15 protein-coding genes and 1 tRNA gene are annotated in these 22,273 nt (G+C 33.1%); 6 read left to right on the top strand and 10 right to left on the bottom strand.

Translation table 11 applies throughout. The features are described from left to right. Nucleotides 1–24: 24 nt before the first annotated feature. Nucleotides 25–1,275: a peptidoglycan DD-metalloendopeptidase family protein gene (locus QYZ68_RS01335; RefSeq protein WP_301383797.1), complete on the top strand. Its 1,251-nt coding sequence runs from the start codon at nt 25–27 to the stop codon at nt 1,273–1,275. Nucleotide 1,276: 1 nt separating this feature from the next. On the opposite strand, the gene QYZ68_RS01330 is transcribed toward QYZ68_RS01335, so the two are convergent. Then, nucleotides 1,277–2,644, bottom strand: a complete 1,368-nt coding sequence (locus QYZ68_RS01330; protein ID WP_301383796.1) for a tetratricopeptide repeat protein — start codon at nt 2,642–2,644, stop codon at nt 1,277–1,279. Nucleotides 2,645–2,820: 176 nt separating this feature from the next. On the opposite strand from QYZ68_RS01330, the gene QYZ68_RS01325 reads away from it, so the two are divergent. From QYZ68_RS01325 to QYZ68_RS01310, 4 genes are read left to right on the top strand one after another with little or no spacing between them, the layout of a single operon-like run. After that, nucleotides 2,821–3,954, top strand: a complete 1,134-nt coding sequence (locus tag QYZ68_RS01325; RefSeq protein WP_301383795.1) for a hypothetical protein — start codon at nt 2,821–2,823, stop codon at nt 3,952–3,954. After that, nucleotides 3,947–6,106, top strand: coding sequence for a flagellar assembly lytic transglycosylase (locus tag QYZ68_RS01320; protein ID WP_476390634.1), 2,160 nt, complete (start codon nt 3,947–3,949; stop codon nt 6,104–6,106). The genes QYZ68_RS01325 and QYZ68_RS01320 overlap by 8 nt, the downstream gene beginning before the upstream one ends. Nucleotides 6,107–6,120: 14 nt before the next feature. Next, nucleotides 6,121–6,915, top strand: coding sequence for an undecaprenyl-diphosphate phosphatase (locus QYZ68_RS01315; protein ID WP_301383794.1), 795 nt, complete (start codon nt 6,121–6,123; stop codon nt 6,913–6,915). Between the two features lie 21 nt (nt 6,916–6,936). Then, the gene (locus QYZ68_RS01310) at nt 6,937–9,291 is read left to right on the top strand and encodes a DNA translocase FtsK (protein WP_301383793.1); all 2,355 of its coding nucleotides are present in this window, start codon (nt 6,937–6,939) and stop codon (nt 9,289–9,291) included. Between the two features lie 41 nt (nt 9,292–9,332). Here the strand turns inward: QYZ68_RS01310 and rpsU are convergent, their stop codons facing one another. The 4 genes from rpsU to QYZ68_RS01290 are packed head-to-tail and all read right to left on the bottom strand — an operon-like array spanning nt 9,333 to nt 13,320. Next, nucleotides 9,333–9,545: a 30S ribosomal protein S21 gene (gene rpsU / locus QYZ68_RS01305; RefSeq protein ID WP_301383792.1), complete on the bottom strand. Its 213-nt coding sequence runs from the start codon at nt 9,543–9,545 to the stop codon at nt 9,333–9,335. A gap of 16 nt (nt 9,546–9,561) precedes the next feature. Next, entirely contained in the window at nt 9,562–10,497 is a 936-nt protein-coding gene (locus tag QYZ68_RS01300) for a M23 family metallopeptidase (protein ID WP_301383791.1), read from the bottom strand. After that, on the bottom strand, nt 10,497–12,611 hold the full coding sequence (gene recJ / locus QYZ68_RS01295) for a single-stranded-DNA-specific exonuclease RecJ (protein WP_301383790.1): 2,115 nt from the start codon (nt 12,609–12,611) through the stop codon (nt 10,497–10,499). The genes QYZ68_RS01300 and recJ overlap by 1 nt, the downstream gene beginning before the upstream one ends. A 22-nt stretch (nt 12,612–12,633) precedes the next feature. Next, a complete protein-coding gene (locus tag QYZ68_RS01290) occupies nt 12,634–13,320 on the bottom strand; it encodes a hypothetical protein (RefSeq protein ID WP_301383789.1) in 687 nt (228 codons plus the stop codon). A gap of 95 nt (nt 13,321–13,415) precedes the next feature. Here QYZ68_RS01290 and lon point away from each other — a divergent pair, with 95 nt between their 5' ends. Further along, nucleotides 13,416–15,836 (top strand): endopeptidase La, encoded by a 2,421-nt coding sequence (lon, locus tag QYZ68_RS01285; protein ID WP_301383788.1) that lies wholly within the window; start codon nt 13,416–13,418, stop codon nt 15,834–15,836. Here the strand turns inward: lon and QYZ68_RS01280 are convergent. The 5 genes from QYZ68_RS01280 to pcsA form a co-directional block, all read right to left on the bottom strand. Further along, nucleotides 15,833–18,148 carry an efflux RND transporter permease subunit gene (locus QYZ68_RS01280; protein WP_301383787.1) on the bottom strand — a complete coding sequence of 772 codons (2,316 nt, stop codon included), beginning with the start codon at nt 18,146–18,148 and terminating at the stop codon, nt 15,833–15,835. The two genes, lon and QYZ68_RS01280, sit on opposite strands and share 4 nt — an antisense overlap. Before the next feature lie 10 nt (nt 18,149–18,158). Continuing rightward, nucleotides 18,159–20,696, bottom strand: coding sequence for a leucine--tRNA ligase (gene leuS / locus QYZ68_RS01275; RefSeq protein WP_301383786.1), 2,538 nt, complete (start codon nt 20,694–20,696; stop codon nt 18,159–18,161). A 139-nt stretch (nt 20,697–20,835) separates the two neighbouring features. Then, nucleotides 20,836–20,919 (bottom strand) — tRNA-Leu (locus tag QYZ68_RS01270). 19 nt (nt 20,920–20,938) lie between these two features. Beyond that, the gene (locus QYZ68_RS01265; RefSeq protein ID WP_301383785.1) at nt 20,939–21,547 is read right to left on the bottom strand and encodes a DedA family protein; all 609 of its coding nucleotides are present in this window, start codon (nt 21,545–21,547) and stop codon (nt 20,939–20,941) included. A gap of 9 nt (nt 21,548–21,556) precedes the next feature. Next, a complete protein-coding gene (pcsA, locus tag QYZ68_RS01260; RefSeq protein WP_301383784.1) occupies nt 21,557–22,261 on the bottom strand; it encodes a phosphatidylcholine synthase in 705 nt (234 codons plus the stop codon). Nucleotides 22,262–22,273 lie beyond the last annotated feature (12 nt).

Raw genomic sequence — 22,273 nt, 5'->3', positions numbered from 1 at the left:
CCCTATTGTATAATAAGGCATAATATGATTATACCAAAAAAAGGACAGAGCGTAGGTAAAAGAAATAGAAATTTTTTGTTTAATAAAACCACTAGAGGTGATTTTGCATTAAAAGATTTTGGTAATGTTGTCGACCCCACCAGAAAAAGGAGAAGTAAGTCCTTTAGATTTGTGAATTTTTTCAGAAAACCTTTTTATGTGATTAATTTGTTTTTAGCTTTAGTTAGCCCTAGAACAATGGGTATCAAGAGCTATAAGTATCAGTATTTCTATAAGCATCCTGCAGTTAAGCTTGGGAGTGCTTTCAATGTTAATCTAAGTTATGGTTTTATTTTTAGATTGAATGCCGTAATTTTTGTTTTGATACTGGTCTTTTATTTAAATATTTTTTCCTATTACGGTTCTTATATGTTTCTCAATAGACTGAGCTTTCCCAAAGATTATTTTATTGATACTTTTTTATACTATAGCGATCAAGATTTGAGTCAGATTAATAATGATCTATTTTCTGCAAACGGAAATAATTATGAGGGCTTAAAAAAGCCTTTAATTTTAAAAGTTGTTAAGCATAAAATTAAGCCGGGAGAGACGCTTTCTCATGTTGCTTCCAGATATAACATAACAAGTGAAACTTTAATCTCTTATAATCGCATTAAAGATGTGAGAAATATTAGGCCCAATTTGGTGATTAATGTGCCTAATATGAAAGGGGTTCTTCATATTGTTGAGAAGAATGATTCTTTGTCTTCAATTGCAAAAAAATATAACATTACCAAGGTAGATATTCTTGATGCTAATAACCTTGATAATGAAGTACTATCTTTGGGTCAAAATCTCTTTATTCCAGGTGGAAGAATGGCTAGGGAAGCACTAAGGGATGCTTTGGGTGAAATTTTTCTCTTTCCAACACAAGGAATTATTACCTCTGGTTATGGATATCGTCCGGATCCTTTCACGAGGGTTATTAGTTTTCATAATGGGATTGATATTGCAAATGCGGCCAATACACCTATTAAGGCAGCGAAAGAAGGTATCGTAGTAACGGTTGGATTTAATGCGGGAGGATATGGGAAATATATTGTTATCTCGCATAACAGTGGTTTTCAGACTCTTTATGCTCATCTAGGTTCTTTTGCAGTTAAAGTAGGTCAAAGGGTTTCAAGAGGACAGGTGATAGGGCACATGGGGAGTACAGGGTATAGTACAGGAAATCACTTGCACTTCACTATTTTTAAGGATGGAAAAACAGAGAATCCTATGAAATATCTTAGATAAATTAGTGGTATTTTGATATGTTTACTTTTTTAAGGATTTGTATTAATTTTTTTCCTTCTATCAGATCAATTAGCCTGCCTTCAACCATTTGTTTGGATTTAGAAGAAAATAAGGCTGGCGCTATGCAGAGGCCTTTTAATTTGTTTTCTTTAGTCTTTGAAATAAGATCTCTTAAGAATAATTCGCCCACGATCTCCTGTTCCGTTCTTACAAACCGCGCTATTAAATTTTCCTCCCATTGGTTATTTGCAAGTTGGAAATTCATGTCTATAAATTGAGAAGTGACTTCATTTGTCTTAGCTTCTCTTACTTGAAATTTATTTTCGTATATTTTAACGACAATTTCACTGGCCAATTTTTCAAACTTTTCCTTTGAACATTTAAGATATGTTCTGAGAGATAAATTTTCGCTTAGCTTTCTACTAAATTCCAGTTTTTCGCCGATTTTTTTATAGTGTGCGTCAGATCTTTCAACTTGAATAAAGACTTCTGTCGCTTTTTGATAGTTTTCACATTCCATGTAAAGCTCTCCCAGTTTATAAAACAGTTCAAGAAATATCTTTTTAGGCAAATCAGGTTTTAATTTGATGATTTCTTTAACATTTTTTTCCAACTTTTCTAAGTTATTATTTTTAGCATGAATTTCAGACTCAATTAAAAGAGATTCGTATAGCATTCCGTCTCTGTCTCTTAGGTTGTCTGCAATCTCAAGAGCAAGGAAGTCTTTATTGAGTTTAAATAAGCATTTAGCATAAATTAAAAGAGCATTTACGTCGTTCTGTATGTATTTTTTTATGTTATTAAATATTCCAGCTGCCTTATGATAATTTTCCATATGGAAAAGAGCTATCCCTATGTATTTTAGAGCTTGATGATTTTCTTTATCAAATTTGTATATCTTTGTAAGATAGTGGAGAGCTTCCCTGTAATAGCCATTTTTTAGGAAGGCTATTCCAAGGTAGAAGTTAACTTCCGTATCGTTCTTTTTTATTGCATATGCCTTTTTAAGGAATTCCAATGCTTCTCTGTTAAAATTTCTTTCAAGATTATAAAACCCATAACTTAAAAAAGCTTTAAGGGAGTCTATGTCTTGGCCTATAGGATTCTCTGATATAAGTTGGCATAACTTTTTTGCATATTTAATACCATTTTCATGGTCCTTGTTGTCATAATAGTAATTGTTCAAAGTTTGAAGAGCTCTTATTTCATTTGGATTTGTTTTGAGCATGTTCAGAGCTTTTTCTATTAATTTTTTGGTTCTTTCTGATTCTCTGTCTCTTGTTTTTGTGGCTCTTGTTGTAAGTACGAAAAACGAAGCCAGTAAAATGGATACCATCAACGAGGAAACTATTATGAAAAATGAATACACCTAAACTTCTCCTAACTCTATATTCAGTAATATTAATGTGAAAAACGTAAATAACATTCAAAGCGTTCTTATTTTGAATAAAAACTAGCTATAAGTTGAATATAACATTACTTATATTATATTATAACTATTATGAATAAATTTGTTTTTGCAAGAAAACGAAAAGGTTGGCATTCTTGAAAGGGTTTTTAGCAATAAGGCTTTCTGGTGAGGATTATTTTCAGGTTTTGGACTTGGAGGATGTTTCTGTAAAAAAGGTGGTATTGGGTAAGCTTTTAGATGAAACTAATGTGAAGTTAGATTTTTATGTTAGCGAGTTTGAAAATTTTCCTAATCCTGTTCTTCTCGGGTCTTTTTTCTTGAATAATGTTACAAAGGATAGTTCTGATATAGATGTTTATTTTAAAGTGGAGTCCGAGATACTTTATGTTTATGGTGAGTGTGGTGGAGTTGAGAGTAAAGCTAAATTTGATTTGAGCTTGGTGGATCTTGGCGTGAGTTCAGGGGAATTTGATGGAGAACAACTTGAGGGTGGGCATTTCTCCGATTCTGATGATTTAGATTTTGCTGAAAATTTAGAAGTTGGTTTTGAACAGGATAAAGATAATTCTTCTTTAAACACTTTAGATGATGTTGATAGCTTGACTAGTACAGGATCTTTGGGTGAATTTAGTTTAGTTAATGAAGACAGTTTAGAGGAAGGGTTGGCTGGCTCACTAAACACAGGTGATGATTCATCTAATGCTCTGGATCTCGATTCTGGTCTTGATTTAGAAGAGGCGGACGTTAATCTTAGGGGAGATATTTTTGATTCTGATGGGTCTTCCCATGACGTGGGTGATTTGGGAATAGGTATGGCTGGTCTAGATGGCTTTTCCTCTGATGGTAACGATATTAGTTTTGATTCTAATAATGATGCTGTGGAGTTCGTTGAGAATGAGGATATTGATTTTAGTAGTGTTAATATTTCAGGTTATGGAGCTTCTTATTCTGATGATTTGAGTGTTGATGATATTATTGCAGATATTGATAAGGATTTGGGAGAGAGCGTGGTTGATGCTGTTTTTGGGGATGATAGCAGGGGCTTTGGTGTGGGTAATGGAAATGAGCAGTTAAATACGGATTCAAAAGAAGATTTTACGAAAACTTTTATGCTCTATTTAAGTCTTATTTCTTTGTTTTTATTGATGTTTTTTTCATTATTTTTGATTTTTTCTAAAGTTTTAAACCCTAGAAATTTGAGGGTTTCTCATCATTGTGTATTTGAGGAAGAAAAGATTGAAAAGTATGAAAGAAGTTCTCATGTTTAAGAAGGTATTTTTTTTATTTGGCCAGACTGTCTTTTCTTTTTTATTACTACTGAGTTTATTGTCTTGTTCTTTCGAAAAGAAATCTTTAGGTGTTGGTGTGTTTCAGAGGAATGCAGATGATTTTGATTTGAATCATTTGAACTGGTTATGGAATTTTGATTATGAGGGACAAGATTTTGATGGGTATTTTGGTATAGATCCAAACTCGTATGTGTATGTTGCCTATCTTTTTAGGAAAATAGGATATGAAGAAAAATTTAGGGAATATATGTTTAAGGCCGTGGATAGTGGTAACGATATTGTTGAGCAATTTGCTGCTGTCAAACTCCTGGAATATCATAATGCAAGGAGAGAGTATTTTGAAGCTGAACTTGTTGGGAGGAAACTCTACAAAAAATATGAAGATAATAAATATATCTTATTGGGGTATTTTAAAAGTCTTTATTGGCAAAGGAAGAATGATGAAGCTCTTTTAGTTTTAAATAAACTAGATAAAATGAATCTTTTAGAGACTCAAGTGAATGAAAATATTTTGTTTAAAGCTGTTCTTTATTTCAATATTTCGGATATTGATGAGTCATTAGTTTATTTTAGGAAGTTGTTTGAGGATTTACCAGCAGGCTATCTACATGTGAGGGCGCATGATTATCTCATTTTAGATGATCGGTTAGTTCGTTTAAGTACAGGCCTTTTAAATCTTGTTAGGTTTAAGGCGTTGCTGGCCAATGGGAATCTAGGGGGCGCAATAAGCATATTAGGTAATAATTTAAAGGAGTATTATAACAATTTTATATTTTTAAATGATGTTTATAAGGCTTTTCTTGCCTCAGGGCGTATAAGTAAGGCATTTTCTTTCTTTAGTAATTTAGATAGTGTTTATAAAGATTATTATTTGGGGCTTATAGGCTTGAGACTAAAGACAGAGTCGGGTTTGTCTACTGTGATTAAATATTTGGGTTCTAATTCTTTAGAAAATGAGTTTCATAGGCTGGAGATGCTTAATGAGGTGTTTAGTAATTTAATATTTACGAAAAATACAAGAGACTATTTTTCTCAAAACCTATCCAGATTTTATACATATACAGACGGTAGCAATCCTTCATTTATTAAGGTATTGGATGGATATGTTTTAGAAGCTATTCAACTTGAGGATTATGATAATCTGTACGCGCTCTATCATAATGGCAGGGATATACTTAGTGGTGTTGTTTTATCCAGACTGGCTTTCATTAACGCAAGGCTTATATATCACAATTTTGTTAAGGCTAAATCTGGGAGTGAATATGGGGATTTTTTGCGTTCTTCTATTCAATATGACAAGACATCTTATTCTTCTTTTATGAGTAAATATTTGTTGGGTCAAGATATTGATGATTTTTTTGAGAGTACTTTGGATGTTGATTATGACCAGTCTTCTGATTATGAAAGGTTTTTGGAGGGTTTTCTGAGATTCAATTTACATTCTTATGTTAGTGCTTTTGTTGCAGATAATTTTAAGAATGGTCACAGATTTTCTCCTAATTTTTACCGTGGTCTTTATGATGAACTTGTAAGGCATGAGTATTATTATGAGGCCACTCTTGCTATTAATTACCTTGCGAGACAAGATAAATCTGCTTTAAGCAGAGACGATTATAAGCGTCTTTATCCTTATTTGTATAGTTCTTTGGTCAAATATTGGTCAAAGAGGAGGGTTCTTGAGTCTAGTCTTGTTTTCTCTCTAATAAAGGCTGAGAGTAGTTTTAAAAGAGATGCTGTATCTAGACCTGGTGCTGTTGGACTTATGCAGGTTATGCCAGCGACGGCCGTTGATATATCGAGGGAGCTTAAGTATTACGATTATGATTTAAAGCAACCAAAGGACAATGTTATTATAGGAACTTATTATTTGAAAAAAAGAATAGGAACGGTGGGAGATGTTTATAAGGCTCTTGCGTCTTATAATGCTGGCATTGGGAATGTTCGTAAGTGGGAGCAGGCTTATGGGCATATGCCTAGGGAACTTTTCATTGAAGCGATTCCCTTTGGGCAGACTAGGAATTATATTAAGAAAATATTGGTCTATTCTGTGTTTTATGATGTGTTGTATGGGGGTAAAGGCATGGATTCTGTGGTAGAGTACATTGTGGGTAGGTTGCCTAAGGGATTCTAGATTATTGAGAACTGTTGATGAATCTTTTTAAGGTTATTATTTTAGGAGCTGTGCAGGGAATTGCTGAGTTTCTCCCTATCTCTAGTTCGGGGCATTTATTACTTTTAAGGAAGTATATGGGGTTAGAAGTTCCGATAGTATTTGATATTTATTTGCATTTAGCAACTGTGTTAGTCGTTGTGATTTATTACCGCAGTCGAATACTGGAGCTTGCCCTAAGCCTAGTTCTGTTTTTTTTAAGAAAGACTACTTTATTGGACTTGGATAATTTAAAGACTGTATTTCTTATAGCAATAATTACTTTTATCACGGCATTTGTTGGAATTTTTATAGAAATGTTTGAAGAAGCATTCCTCTTTGGTGTAGTTTTGTTAAATTTCGTTTTAACGGGGATTTTATTGTTATTACTTGAATCTAGGCTTTTGATTTTTAATTTGAAAAATAATATTCTGTTTTCAGGTGTTTTTATTGGGATTATGCAAGGAATTGGTGTGATGCCTGGTATTTCTCGTTCGGGGATTACAATTTTTGCTTCAATTCTTCTTGGGTTTAGCAGGTCAAAATCACTTGAGATCTCGTTTTTATCTCTGATCCCCATTGTGTTTGGGAGTTTATTGCTGAAGCAGAAAGAATTATTTGCTTTGAACGTGGTTTTTAGTGTTTTTGAAGTAAACTTGGGAGCGGTTGTTGCTTTTGTTATTGGGCTATTTTCAATGGGTTTATTTGTCAGAGTGCTTGCAGGGAGCAGGACTTATTATTTTTCAGCTTATTTATTTTTTCTTTCTGGTGTTGTTTATTGCTTTCTTTGATTTTGATGGGGCTAGTTGTATATGAAGGGGTTTTACCAGTATTTTCAATTTTTATTTTTTTTCGTGTTGGTCGTCATATTATTTTCGCTTTGTGTGGCTCTAACTCCCATAGGGGATATATTTGTGTTTTTTGTTTTCAATTTAATAGGGCAAATGTTAATAAATACCTTTTCATTTTTGTCATTTTATTTAATACTTTACCCCCTTGTAAATTGGTATGTTTACAGGAACAATATGCTTAGTAAGAGGTTTATATTTAATTGGAATTATACAGTTATTTTATTTTTTACCCTAACGTTTTGGTTAAAAATTAACTCTAGTCTTGAAGGTTCTAGCTTTGTTAACTGGTTTTTGAGTAATTTTGGAATAGTGCTGGGTAATCTTTTTGTTTTTCTTCTGTTAATTTTAGAGTTTGTTATTTGGGTTTATTTAAATTACCTATTATTTAAAAGGACTGACTTTATCCTAGATGTTATTAGGTTTTTAATGTTTAGGGTTCAAGTCTTGTTTGAAGGTTCGTTTGCTTATTTTCCTTTTTTAAGCTCTTTGAAGGTTAAAAAAGATATTAAGGTTTATGACGATTTTGATAATGATTTGGACAGGAATGAGCCTCCTGGGGGAAAAGATAATGTTATTAATGGGGCAGAGTATCAGGCCTTGTGGTCTTTTAATACGTTTTCAAGAAAATCTAGTACACCTTCTAGTGTTAATTTAGATAAAACTGTTTTTGGGCAGCCAAAGGGAGTGGAGGGGTCGTTACCGGAGGTAAGCTTGCTTAAAGATCAGGCTTTACGAAGTGATCAATGTGATTTAAGCAGTGATGAATCTAAGCATAGATCGTTGTTAAAATCTGATGGTAATAAGCTAGTGGCTAGTGGAAAAATTAAGGCCAGTGATATAAGGCATAGGGGAATAATAGATAGTATTGCTAGAGTTTCAGATGATGATTTATTAGTAAACGTGGCTGGTAGTAATTATTTTATAGATATTTCTGTTTTCAATAAAAGAGAGCCCAAGAGTGAGGCGGAAGGCATTGCATATGAGAGAGAAATTCAAAAACAATCGATGATTCTACAGGAAACTTTTAGAGAGTTTGGTATTAGTGCTAAGCTTATTGATGTTATTAAAGGCCCTGTTGTTACCATGTATGCCGTTCGTCCAGATAAGGGCATTAAGCTTTCAAGAATAACTTCCATATCGGATAACATTGCCTTAAGGCTTGCAGCAGTTAGGGTTCGAATTATTGCTCCGATACCTGGTAAAGAAGCCGTGGGGATCGAAATCCCTAATAAAAGACGTGAGTTTATTTTAATTTCAGATATAATAGACAACAAAGAATTTAGAGATAATTTCAAAATTCCTTTTGCACTTGGTAAAGAGATTAGTGGAGATAATGTTGTCTTTGATCTTGTTAATGCCCCGCACCTTTTAATAGCAGGAGCTACTGGGGCTGGTAAGTCAGTTTGTGTTAACTCGCTTATTGCCTCAATTATTTTTTCAAAGTCTCCAGATGAGATTAAACTTATAATGATAGATCCTAAAATAGTTGAACTTAAGCTTTTTAATGATATTCCACATTTATTAACTCCCGTTATTACTGATGTACGTAGGGCTTTAGAGGCTCTTCGTTGGTGCCTTGATGAGATGGAGAGAAGGTATGTTCTCCTTGATAATTTTCTTGTAAGAGACATTAATGCTTACAATAGAAAAGTGATGGAAGAGGGATTAAATGAAGTCTCTTTGCCTTATCTAGTAATTATCATTGACGAATTTGCGGATCTTATTCTTTCTGCAAGGAAGGATTTGGAGAATTTGATTTCTAGACTTGCAGCTATGGCTAGGGCTGTTGGGATACATTTAGTTCTTGCTACCCAAAGGCCATCTGTTGATGTTATTACGGGTGTAATAAAGGCTAATTTTCCTTCAAGAATTTCTTTTATGGTAGCTAGTGCTATGGATTCAAGGATAATTCTTGGAGTTTCAGGAGCCGAAAAGCTTTTAGGAAAGGGGGACATGCTTTATGTTAGCCCTACAACTCCTTTCCCTCAAAGAATTCAAGGTGGGTTTTTGGATGAAAAAGAAGTGTACAGATTAGTCGAGGAGGTCAAGAAACTTGGCGTTCCAAATTATATTGACGATGAAATATTTATTGACAGCGTAGGTGAAACAGAGAAGATAGCTGTTAGCCCGTCAGATGAACCCATGTTCGAGGAAGCTCTTGAGATCGTTCGTTCCACAAGAAAAGCTTCAGCGTCTTATCTACAAAGACGATTAAAGATAGGGTACAACAGAGCCGCAAGAATCATCGAGCTTATGGAAGAGATGGGATACGTAGGCGCCGCAAAGGGCTCAAAGCCACGTGATGTCTTCATTTAGTTAGCAAAAAAGAGAGATATTCAGAATTGAATACCTCTTCTTTATTGTCTCCCAATTTTTTGTTTTAATTTTCTGACTTTTTTTGCTTGTTTTCTTTTAAAAGCTTTTTCTTTCTTAACACGAATGGTAGACGGTTTTTCGTAGTATTCTCTTCTTTTCCACTCTCGAATTATTGCCTCTTTTTCAATCATTCTTTTAAAACGTTTCAATGCTTTCTCTAAACCTTCACTCTTGTCCACATTGACAGTTACCAAAAAATCACCCCCTTTACTACCTCATCTTCTCAATATTATTGATTATTTTATTTTTGTCAATAAGCATATGCTTTAGGAAGAAGTCTGGATTTACAGCAACCCCATTAACTCTAACTTCAAAATGTAGATGAGGTCCTGTGGAAATGCCCGTGTTTCCAACATTTCCAATATATTCTCCAGTATGAACTATTTTATTTTCTTTAACTCCAAATTTTGATAGATGTAGATAAATTGTATATACACCTGGTAAGTGTTGAATAATTACAGTTTTTCCAGTAATTTCCCTGTCTCTTGCGAATACCACTTTTCCTCTTCCGGCTGCAAAAATAGGTGTTTTTTCTCTCTTAAAAGGTGCGTAATCTTTGCCTTTATGCATTGTTAGATTTGATATTTTTTTATTTTCCTGAGTATAAATCCTCTGGTCTCCATAAGGACTGCTTATTCTATATTGATCTTTGATAGGGTGAACTAAAGTATCGTAGTGGTATATTGAAGCATCTCCTATGTTTCCAATTATATTCCATAATATAAGAGCCTGTTCTTTCGCTTTTACGGACTTTTGATGCTTGAAAATCTTTGCTTTTTTTTTATCTAGCTTAATAGTTGTCTTTCTAAATTCAAATTTTTTTATCTCTATTTCCTTGATATATTTTTCATTTTCGAATTCTATTTCAATTTTTCTCACTCCTTCTTTAATCATTGGCGTAATTCCCAATAACGCTATGTAATATGTTTTGTTATCTACTTCAAATTTGAAAGGATAGGAGCTTAAAATAGGGTTTTTGTTATTACTCAGGAGCGATAGTTTTTTAAAATTTTTGTTGCTTGCGAAGTAAGTGAGCTCTCCTTGAAAGACTTCCCTTTGATAGTAGCCTCTTACCAAGTCATCTCTTATTTCATTTATATTGAATAGGCTTACAAACATGAGCAAGAAGCTTTTTATGATAAGCATTAATTTGCTCTCTTTTTAATGTCCATAATTTTTAGTATTTTATCACTTTGATTGTAAAAGTCTTCACTAACTGTGAATATTATATCTATACTTTGTCCATCTTTAATACCGAGCTCTTGAATGTTTTGAGTTCCATTAAAGTAAATAGCTCTGTATTGATCTTGACTATTTTTAATTTTCATAATTATATGCTTAGAGGTGCCATTTTTATCAATTGTTCTGAGATCCTGAATGTGTACATCCTCCATTGTTAAGATAAATTCTCTAAATCCATGCCCGTAAGGTTCAAACAAGTCAACTATTTTTAAAAGCTCTTGTTTTTTAAAGTCCTTAGGTATAATGGCATCAATGAGTATGGAGTCTTCATATTGGTCACTGTATTCTATTTTTTCAATAGCATGTTCAAGCTCCTTAATGAATTCATTTAAAACATTCTCGTAAAGCGTGAACCCAGCGGCTGCTTTATGGCCTCCAGAATTTATTAATAGAGAACATGGTATCATTGAAATTAAATCTTTCGAGTTGATTTTGTTGTTTGATCTTATAGATCCCTTGATTATGTTATCCTGTTTTGTTAGAAAAACGGCAACTTTTTGATAATAAGATGAGAGCCTTGTTGCCATTCTAGAACTAATTCCCTTTGGAGTATATTTGTCATAGCATACAATGAATTTATCATTTTTGAAAATGGTATTTTCGCTGTGTGTGTTCCAAGAAACATCTTCCTTACGTTTTCTTAAAGTATTTATGCTCTTGATTTCTTTAAACCTGTTTTCTATTTTATTAATGTCTTCGGTTAATAAAAATTTAATCGTAATATCTGCTTTTTCAAGCCTTCCTGTTGAATTTAACATAGGGGCAATCTTAAAAGCAATATCTGATGAACTTATTATTGGCTTTGTCAATATGTTAGCATCTTTTAGTAAACAGTTAATGGGAATTCTTTCTTTTAATGCAATTTCTTTAAGTCCTTCTTTTACAACAGTTCGATTTTCATTAATGATTGGCATATTATCAGCAATGGTTCCTATCGCAACAAATTTAAGGTTCTTAAGACATTTTTTTAGTAAATTCTTATTTGTTTCAAATATGATGTTATAAAAAACGTAATAAAGCTTGTCCTTAATATGAAGTTCTCTATACTTAAAATATTTTGTAATTTGAATAAGTTCTTTGAGTGTTTTTTTAGCGAATTTTGGATACTTTCTTATAAAATCTTCACTGATATCAATTGTTTCAATATCTATTTTTTGATTAAAGAATTCATTTAAAAGTTGATTTTGTTCATTTTTGTTAAATACAATTATGTGTTTACCTTTTGAAAACTCTTCTAGTTTGTTGATATTAATTTGTAGATCATCAGTGCTTTCTAGTAAGAGATGCTTTTTTAAAATGTAGTTGTGTATTTCTATGGCATTAATAACAATTTTATCATTCAGTTTTTCTAGAAATAAAAACACAATGTTTTTATTATAAAGATTGGTAGTAGATAGATAGAGGGCAAGACATGCTTTAAAGCTAACATAGCATCCAGCTATTTCTTTAAATGGAGATAGATCGCCTTTTAAATGGGGATTAATGATGATAATTTCTGTATCAAGCTCTTTGTTGGGAAGATGGTGGTCTGTAATAATTACTTCTATATTTTTCGATCTCGCATAATTTGCTTCTTCAATATTAGAAATGCCACAATCAACAGTAATGATGACTGATATTTTATCCTCAGATGCTTTGTCAATTAATTCCTTTGTAATTCCATAGAACTCTCCATTAGAGGGTATCTTATAGGTTACATTAATGCCAAAATCTTTAAGTGTCTCATACATGATGATCGTAGCTGTGATCCCGTCAGCATCCTTGTCTCCAAAGATTAATATACTTTCATTCTCTTCAATAGCCTCATTTATTCTGTAAATAAATTTATCTATGTTTTTTAGTAAAAATGGATTATGCATTAAATTCACACTATCTTCAATAAAGAATAAAAAGTCTTCTTCTTTAATCTCTCTTCTCATGAGTAGTGTCGCTTCAAGAAGGCTAATGTTATATTTTTTTGCGATATTCACTACATTCTCTTTTTTTACATCAACTTCTTTTTTTTTCCAAATTTTCATTTCTTGTTCCAATTTGATCTATTTAGAGTAATGCTTGTTCAAATTCTGCATTTATTTTATTTTTTATCATAAATTCAATAAGTGCTTTTGATTTATTGGTTATATTTATGAGCAAGGAAGGTCCTATGTTCTCTTGAATCGTACATTCTAAATATTTAAAACTTTCTGTGTCAATACAATGATTTTTATTGCTAGTACAATTTATGCAATTGAAACCATTAGTATACATGTCATAATAATAAAGATTCTCTATTCGTTTGCCACATGTGAAACACAAATTTGATAAGCATAAAAAACCCTTTATTATTAAAAATCTTATCTTGTATTGTAAATCGACTAAACTTGTTTTCTGAACAGATGAATCGTTAATAACATCCGTAGCCTCTATAAATAATACAAAGCATTCACCGTCATCAAAGCTTAAGCTGATTAGCTTTGCCCAAAGATGAACAATCATTAGTTTTTCATAAGTTAGATCTTTTAAAATAAATTCTTCGTCATCGACTTCCAATATTTTACATAAATTATTTTCCTTGACAATCTCAAAATTAGCCTTTACTAGATTATTAACATTTGACTTGAATTTCTTTATGGTGGAGCTGTAAATTATCGTATTAATAATCCCTTTTGAATAAAATAGGTTTAACAGATGATAATTCTTTTTATGAAAAGAAGATAGCACAATAGCATTAATTTTACTAAACCGCATTATACACTATTGTATAATAAAAAAATTCAATATTGAACGAATTTTCATAAAAATTTTCTTTTGTTATAATTGAGTTTAAGGAGATTTAATCTTTTATGGAAGAATTAAAAAATAATGACTCTAAGGGTAAGAAGCGTTCAAGTGGGTCTGCTGCCATTTTGCCTCATTTTGATAAGCCTGTGAGAGTTCCTTTAGTCGCAGTTCCATCTCATCCTATATTCCCTGGAATGTTTATTCCAATCATTATAGTTTCTGATTCTGATATGAAAGCTGTTGATTATGTTAATAAGGGTAATGGTATTGTCTCCTTATTTGTTTTGCGCGATAAATTTTTAGAAAAGACTGACAGTAAGAGTGATAAAGTAGCTATCAATTATAAACGAGATGTTTATTCTGTTGGTATTACTGCTAAGATAGTGAAAAAAATTAATCTTCCTGATGGTGGGTACAATATTTTTGTTTCAACTATTGACAGGGTTAAATTTGTTAAGGTTGTTCTTAATGAAGATTTTCCGATAATTGAAGTCGATTATTTAAAACAGATTCCTGTTAGGAAGGATGATATACAGGCGAAGGCTATTTACAGTAGCATTTTACTCAGAACAAAAGAGATATTTTCGCATAGAAAAATGCCTGAGGTTCAGTTAAATATGGTCAATATTGAGGATAAGGGTAGGTTATGTGATGTTGTCGCAGGAATGATTTCGTCTTCTAAAGATTCGCATCAAGAAATTCTTGAAACTTTAAGTGTAAAGGATAGGCTTAAAAAGGTCTTGGAATTAATTTATGAAGAATTAAATTTGATTGAAATTCAAAATAAAATTACTAGGTGTATTCAAGAGAAGTTAGAAAAACAACAAAAGGAATTCTTTTTAAAAGAACAACTTAAAGCTATCAAGGCTGAACTTGGTTTAGGAGACGATAAGAATAGCGATTTTATGAAACTTAAAGGCAAAATTAACTCTTTGGCGTTGAAGGGTGAAGCGTTGGAAGCAGTTGAGAGAGAGCTTGAAAAGTTTTCATTTCTTGAGACAAATTCGTCAGAATATATTGTGGTTAGAAATTATCTTGAGCTTATTACAAATCTACCTTGGGAAGAATCTAGGATTGATTTTGATAAGTTTGATTTGCAGAAAGCAAAAAAGATTCTAGATAAGACACATTATGGGATGAAGGAAGTTAAAGATAGGATTATTGAATATATTTCTGTTCTTAAACTAAGGAAATCCCAAAGGGGAGCTATCATGCTTTTAGTTGGGCCTCCTGGAGTTGGTAAGACTTCAATAGGAACGGCTATTGCTAGGGTCCTTAAGACAAAATTCTTCAGGTTTTCTGTGGGTGGTATGAGAGATGAATCGGAGATTAAGGGGCACAGAAGGACTTATGTTGGGGCCTTGCCCGGGAAGATTATTCAGGGATTAAGGATTACAAAAACGAATTCTCCAGTTTTTTTAATAGATGAGATTGATAAAGTTTCAGTATCTAATTACGGGGATCCATTTTCAGTTCTTCTTGAGGTTTTAGATCCAGAGCAAAATATTAATTTTAGGGATCATTACCTTGATTTGCCTTTCAATATTTCTAATGTATTTTTCATTTTAACAGCTAATTCCGTTGAGACAATACCTAATCCTTTGTTAAATAGAATGGAAGTGATTTATTTATCAGGATATGTGGATGATGAAAAAATAGAAATAGCAAGAAAATATTTAATTTCTAAGGTTTTAAGGGAGAATGGAGTTAATAAAGATGCTTTGAAATTTCAAGGTTCGGCTCTTGTACAGATTGCTAGAGAATATGCAAGAGACAATGGGCTTAGAAATTTTGAAAAGTATATAAGGAAGATTGTAAGGAAGGTTGCAAGAAAGCTTGTTGAGGATGAATCTATTAAATCGTACCAAGTATCTAGGGAGAATTTGGAAGAATATATTGGTGTGCCTGTGTTTAGAGAAGAGGAGTTTTTAAATAAGACTATGTCTCCAGGTATGGTCATGGGACTTGCTTGGACTAATTATGGGGGTTCAACCTTGATAATTGAGACTGTCAAAACTGAGGCCAAGTCTTCTGGAATTAAGTTGACAGGTAGACTTGGTGATGTTATGAAGGAATCTGCCAACATTGCGTTTACCTATGTAAATAGCATTAGAAATACTTTAGGCATCAATAAATCTTTTTTCGAAAAGTATATGATTCACTTACATATTCCAGAAGGAGCTATTCCTAAGGATGGACCTTCTGCTGGCATTACCATTGCTAGTGCTTTTATATCGCTGGCTCTTAATAAGGAGGTCCGGCCTCATCTGGCTATGACCGGAGAATTGTCATTAACAGGGAATGTAATGGCTATTGGAGGGTTAAGAGAGAAAATAATTGCGGCTAAACGAAGCGGAGTTGAGCATATTATTATTCCTATGGCAAATAAAGCAAACCTTGATGAGATTCCTATTAACATCAAGAGTGGAATAAATTTTCATCTAGTTAGTAATATGGGTGACGTCATTAAGTTATTATTTTAAACGTTTGGATTGAGCTTTGCTGCGTCGTGGTACTGCCTCTCATCTACAGTCTTTGATGTTTTGACTTTGGGTTTGAATAGATAAATGAGTAGTGGAAGCAGCGTTAATGAAGCAAGGGAAGTGGTTAGCATTGTAAACGCTATGATGGTTCCAAGCGTTGCAATTATTTTGTAAGTAGAGAATATCAATGTTAGGAACCCTATGCCTACTGAGATTGAGTTTGCGAAAATTCCATTAAATACATTTGGAATTGATTCAAGCAAAGCCTTTTTATAGTTATTAAATTTTTGGTAGTTTAATTTGAATGCATTAAAGAAATGAATAGAGTAATCTACTCCTACACCCATACTGACAGATGCAATTGTTGCTGTTGCAGGATTTAGTGTTATCCCGAAAAGTCTCATTACGGCAAAATTCAAGAAAACGGACCATGCGACTGGAATCGCAATTATGATCCCAGTCTTGATTGACCTGAAGAATAACATTAGCAATATTGTTATTGCGCTAAGTGTTGTAATGATGTTAGTAATTTGTTCTGATACCATAGTTTTAGATATTAATATTTTGTCATATGCCCCGGAGAAGTGATATTCATATCCTGGCATATGCTCATTGAGTAAATTACTTACATAATCTGCGAAAATTTTTATTTCTTCGGTTGAATTCTTGTCAATTCTTACAATAATCGATATTTGAGACCAATCGTCATTGACGTACATTTTTGTCAGGTTTTTCATGGAACTGCTTCTGCTGGTTAGCAAAATTAGCTTGTTTAGTATAGATTGACTTTCAGGAAGCCTGTATTCATTCGGATTTTCTTTTTTAAATTTAAAATTCATAAATCTTATGATCCCATTTATTGAACTAGACTGCGTTCTATCAGTAAATGAATCAATTTTATCTGTAATTAAGTCCAAATTTTGCATATTTTTTGCGTTTTTGAATGCTCCAGGAGTACCGTTTATTTCAATCTTAATAATGGAAATTCCTCCTATCTCCTTTTGCATCAAATTTAGTGTCTGTTTTACACTTGTATATTCTTGGAAATAATCTTTTTCATCAAAATTAATTTCTATCCTTAGAAGGCCTATAACAGATATAAATAAAATAAATAAAGTTATGACAGATGAGAGATATTTGTTGCTTAATATCCAATTTGTGATCTTTTGGTTTGTTGTTGAGAGCCTTTCAAGAAAACCGTTTCTAGTGGTTTTATTTTCCTTTATTACTTTATGTTTAAATGGAATGTAAACTAATACCCCAGGCAGTATTAATAAAGACATAATCATTCCAATAAGCACTCCTGTTGCCATAAAAATCCCCATCGTTCTGTAAGCATGAATCGAGGAAGCCGTCAATGACAGGAAGCCAAGAGCCGTTGTAAGCGAGGTTAAAAGTATTGGTACTCTTAAAGTTTTTATTGTAGTAATTATTGTTTTTCTAGATAAGGGTTCGCTCTTTATTCTCTTAAGTATTCCGTTTATTATGTGAACAGCATTAGCACATCCAATCGAAATAAGTAGTACAACCATTGTGGTTTCCGGAACGGTAATAGGAGACCTTACAAGACCCTTGATTCCAAAAGTCCAAGCTAATGCAAGTGTTGCAATGAACACAGGGATGAGTGCTCCTGCTATGTTTTTTACAACAAGATAAAGCGATAATATGACTACAAGAGTAGCCAGGGGACCCAAAAAGGTAAAGTCGTCAGCCATATAATTGAGTATTTTTTCTCTTACCACAAGATCGCCTGTTAAGTAAAGCTTAAGTTCATCGGTTTCATACCTTTTAATTGCGGATTCCATTTCTTCAAGTTCGGTCTTCAGACTTCTGCTAAAATTTATCTTTTCGGTTTCTGTGGGCACCACTACGAAGTAGGTTAAAGTTTCATCGTTATTTAAGAATGTGTTTTTTACAAATGATGTTGAATTTACCTTCTCTTTTATTTTAGCTATTTCTTCATCTGTGTATTTGTCTTTTTTAAATTGCGGAAAATAAGTAAATATGCTTGTAACAGAGTTAGGTGTTACTTTCAATATACCAGTTATATCATTTGCCACTTTATTAATTTTTTCAAAGGTTTCCTTATCAAAAATACTCTTTTTATTCTTAAATATTACGATTGTTGATAAGAGTGAATTACTTTTGTCTATATCTATTATTCTTTCAGTCTCTTCTGTTTTGGGAATAAGCTTTAGAATATTAGAGTCGAATTCTATGTTTTTCCAAAAAATCCCTAAAAAAACAGTTATTAACGCGAATACTAGGAATATAAGGACCCTATATTTAATGGTTAGTTTCTCAAAGTCCATCTCTGCCTCTTCATCTTGTTACTATGTTTATGAGCTTATCTTTAACCGTAATTATCTTTAATATTCGCCTGTTTTCTATATTTTTCATAATTTTTTCATTTCTTAGTGCAATTTCTCTAAGATTATCTTCATTTGTTCCTCTATCTAGTACAATCTTATCCCTTATTTTCCCATTGACTTGCAACGTAATCTCCCTTGTATCATCAATAATGAGATTTGGATCATATCTGGGCCACTTCGCACTCTTAAACATGCTAGATCTTTCTTCCATATATTCCCACAGCTCCTCCCCCAAGTGAGGGGCAAAAGGAGACAGTATGATGACAAGGGGTTTAAATATTTCCTTGTAGTTTTTATCATATTTCAAAAGCTCATTTACAAATATCATTAGTGATGATATTGCGGTGTTGAAATTTAGACTTTCTATGTCTTCTGTCACTTTTTTTATCGTCTTGTGGAGTTGGGACATTATTTCCCTAGGTGCTGCCTGTGTTACTAGTTCTTTATTTTTAATGGTCCAAATTTTATTTAAGAACCTAAAAACTCCAATTAATCCTTTTGTATTCCAGGGTTTTGAATCAGTTAAAGGCCCCATGAACATTTCATAAATTCTAAATGAATCAGCCCCATATTCATTTAAAATATCATCTGGGTTGACGACATTTTTTAATGATTTTGACATTTTAGCGACTGTTTGCTTCAGTTCTTTGTCACTATCTTTAGCAAAAAATTTATTGTCTCTCTGTATAACCTCATCATTGGGAATTAGAACCCCGTTTTCATCCTGATAAGCAAATGATGTTATCATCCCTTGGTTTACAAGTTTTAAAAAAGGCTCTTTTGTATTAACGTGGCCTAGATCATACAATACTTTGTGCCAAAATCTTGCGTACAGAAGATGTAGCACCGAATGTTCAGCGCCCCCAACGTAGAGATCAACTGGCAACCAGTAGTTAATTTTTTCTTTACTAGCAAATTCTTCTTCATTGTTAGGATCAAGATAGCGAATATAGTACCAGCATGAACCTGCCCATTGAGGCATCGTATTCGTTTCTCTCTTGTATATTTTCCCCCCATATTCGACATTTACCCAGTCATGAATCCTTGCTAAAGGAGATTCACCCGTCCCAGATGGCTCATAATTTTCTATTTCAGGAAGTCTTAGTGGTAATTCACATTCTTCCAGTGGTGTTGCGTTTAGATTTTCGTCAAGTACAACAGGAATTGGTTCTCCCCAATATCTTTGCCTCGAGAAAATCCAATCTCTAATCCTATAATTAACCTTTTTCCTTCCCTTACCATTTTTAATGAGCCATTCTACCACTCTTTCTTTTACTGCACCAGTATGTAGATTATTAAATTCCTCAGGCGTGTTAACGGAAATACCATCTTCAACAATTGGCTTTTCTAATATTTCGCTTACTGCGCAATTTCCTAACTTTAAAACTACTTGTTTCATGCTTAAATTGTACTTTCTAGCAAATTCAAAATCTCTCTCATCATGGGCTGGAACGCTCATGACAGCACCAGTGCCGTAAGATCCTAAAACATAGCTACCTATCCATATAGGAATCTCTTCTTGGGTAATTGGATTAATAGCGTATGCACCCGTAAATAGTCCTGTTTTATCTTTTTCAAGAGAAGTTCTCTCAAGGTCGCTTTTAAGACATTCTTTATTTCTGTAATCCGATATAGAAGATTTAAGCTCATCTTTTGCTATTTTATCCACTATACTGTTCTCTGGTGCCAGTACCAAGTAGGTCACCCCAAATATCGTATCCGGCCTTGTTGTAAATACTTTGATTCTCTCCCCGCTACCTCTTACCTCAAATTCGATCTCAGCTCCTGTTGATTTACCGATCCAGTTTTTCTGCATTTCTTTAACCGACTCAGGCCAGTCTAACTCTTCAAGATCCTCGGTTAATCTTTCCGCATATTCTGTAATTTTAAGTATCCATTGCCTTAAGTGTCTCCTTTCTACCTCGTGGAGGCCACGTTCAGATTTTGGCCCGCTAGATGTATGTATTACTTCTTCATTCGATAGTACTGTTCCAAGATCAGGGCAATACCAAACAGGCATTTCCTTTGTATAAGCTAAACCCTTTTTGTACAATTTTAAAAATATCCATTGTGTCCATTTGTAGTAGTTCTCATCATGAGTTTTAATCTCTCTGTCCCAGTCATATGCAAATCCCAAAGCTTTAATTTGCTCTTTAAATTTTTCAATATTATCTTCTGTTATTTTCCTCGGATGCTTTCCTGTTTGCATTGCATAGGTTTCCGCAGGGAGTCCAAAGCTATCAAATCCCATCGGATGAAGTACATTAAATCCGTTTAAAAGTTTATATCTTGCCAATATATCAGTAGCAGTGTAACCCGAAGGATGTCCGACATGAAGGCCATTAGCAGAAGGATAAGGAAACATGTCAAGAATGTAAACTCTTTTCTCTTTAGGGATACCAGGATCCTCATCAACCTTGTACGTTTTATGTCTATCCCAATAACGCTGCCACTTTTTCTCTATTTCTCTGAAATTATACCCAGACATCCAGCCCCTCAGTAAATTAATCGTTGTGGCCCAAAATCTTCAAACCACCTCCACATTCTATAGCTATTTTGCTAAAAAGTAAATCAATCCTCTGGCTCTCTATTGTCATTGAAAACGAAGGCAATGGCTTTTTCAATCATGCTGTGGACTGGACTTGAACCAGCACGAGCTTTCACCCACTAGCCCCTCAAGCTAGCGTGTCTACCACTTCCACCACCACAGCGCACAAGCAATTATATTTTTTATTCAAAATGTTTGTCAACTTTTTGTATCTTTCTTTTTCTTATAAAGCAACAGACTAAAATGATGATTATTAAAACAACAAACGCTATTAGTAGTAGCATTTTTATTTTAGGAAATATCGCCTTAAATGATTCACCCATTTTAAAACTTAGTGTAAAGTAAACCGTGATTGATGTAATAGCTGCAAAAAAATCAGCTAAGAAAAAATGACGAGGTCTCATGTTTCCCATACCTGCTGATATAAATATTGCGTTTCTAACCCCAAATGGAATAAATCTTCCAAAAAATAAAGTTAGACTCCCATATTGCCCATAGTAGTAATTCATTGTGTTGATGAGTTTGTTAACTTTCGTTTTCTCTTTGAATAATTTATATGCCAAAAGTTTTCCTATGTAGAATGAAATTATATCTCCAATGTAGGCTCCCCAAAAAATACCTAAAAATATGAAGATTGTGTACTCACTTCTTCGACTAGAAAGTATGCCCCCCATTATGACTATTGCATCTTCAGAAATTGGGATATTAAACCCTGCAAGAATAAGCAGTGTAAAAAATACTATCGGAGCATAGCCTATGTTTAAATCTATAAATTCTAGTATTACGTGCATAAACTCTCGTTATTTTTCTCTTGACTTGTATGTTAAATACAAGCTAATCAAGGTGAGATACAAAAAATAAAAAACAATCAGCATTTTTGATACACTTAAGTAAGCTTTCGGTAGCTTTATGAATATTGTCAGTGTGAAAACAGAAGAAGTCAATATTGTGAGGGGAACGGTTAGAAACTTAAATTCTTTGGTTTTGGATGGATAAACGAATTTAATAGGTGCAAAACTTAGGGCAATACATATCAATACCATCACAAAATTTGAAGTTTGTCCTATATCGAAAATGAGATTGAAAATTATTAAAAAATTCCATAAAGAGGGGAATCCCCTAAAGAAATCATCTCTTGTTTTTGCATCTGTCCTTGAGAATTGATATGCTGATGCGAATAAGATACCAATACAAGCTATTGTTTTGTGTTCACTTTTTAAAAAGTATCCGTAATAAAAAAATACAGCAGGAATAAATGTGTAGTTTATATAATCCACGATGTTATCAAGGAGTGCACCATCAATTGTTGGTATTAATTCTTTTATATTAAATGTTCTTGCTAATGTTCCGTCAATTCCATCAATCAAAAGACCAATGATTGTAAGTTTTAATAGAAGGGAATAATCTCTACCTACTATGGCAATTATTGAGTAAAAACCAACCACTAACCCAGAGGCCGTTAAAATATGTACCGTCCAAGCTAAGATGAGATTTAAGTTTTTCAAAAGCCTGCCCTT

Origin of the sequence: Borrelia sp. P9F1, assembly GCF_030436115.1 — a bacterium.
Lineage (GTDB): Bacteria > Spirochaetota > Spirochaetia > Borreliales > Borreliaceae > Borrelia.
Note: the sequence above shows the minus strand (reverse complement) of the source record. Positions and strands in the feature narration are given on the sequence as shown.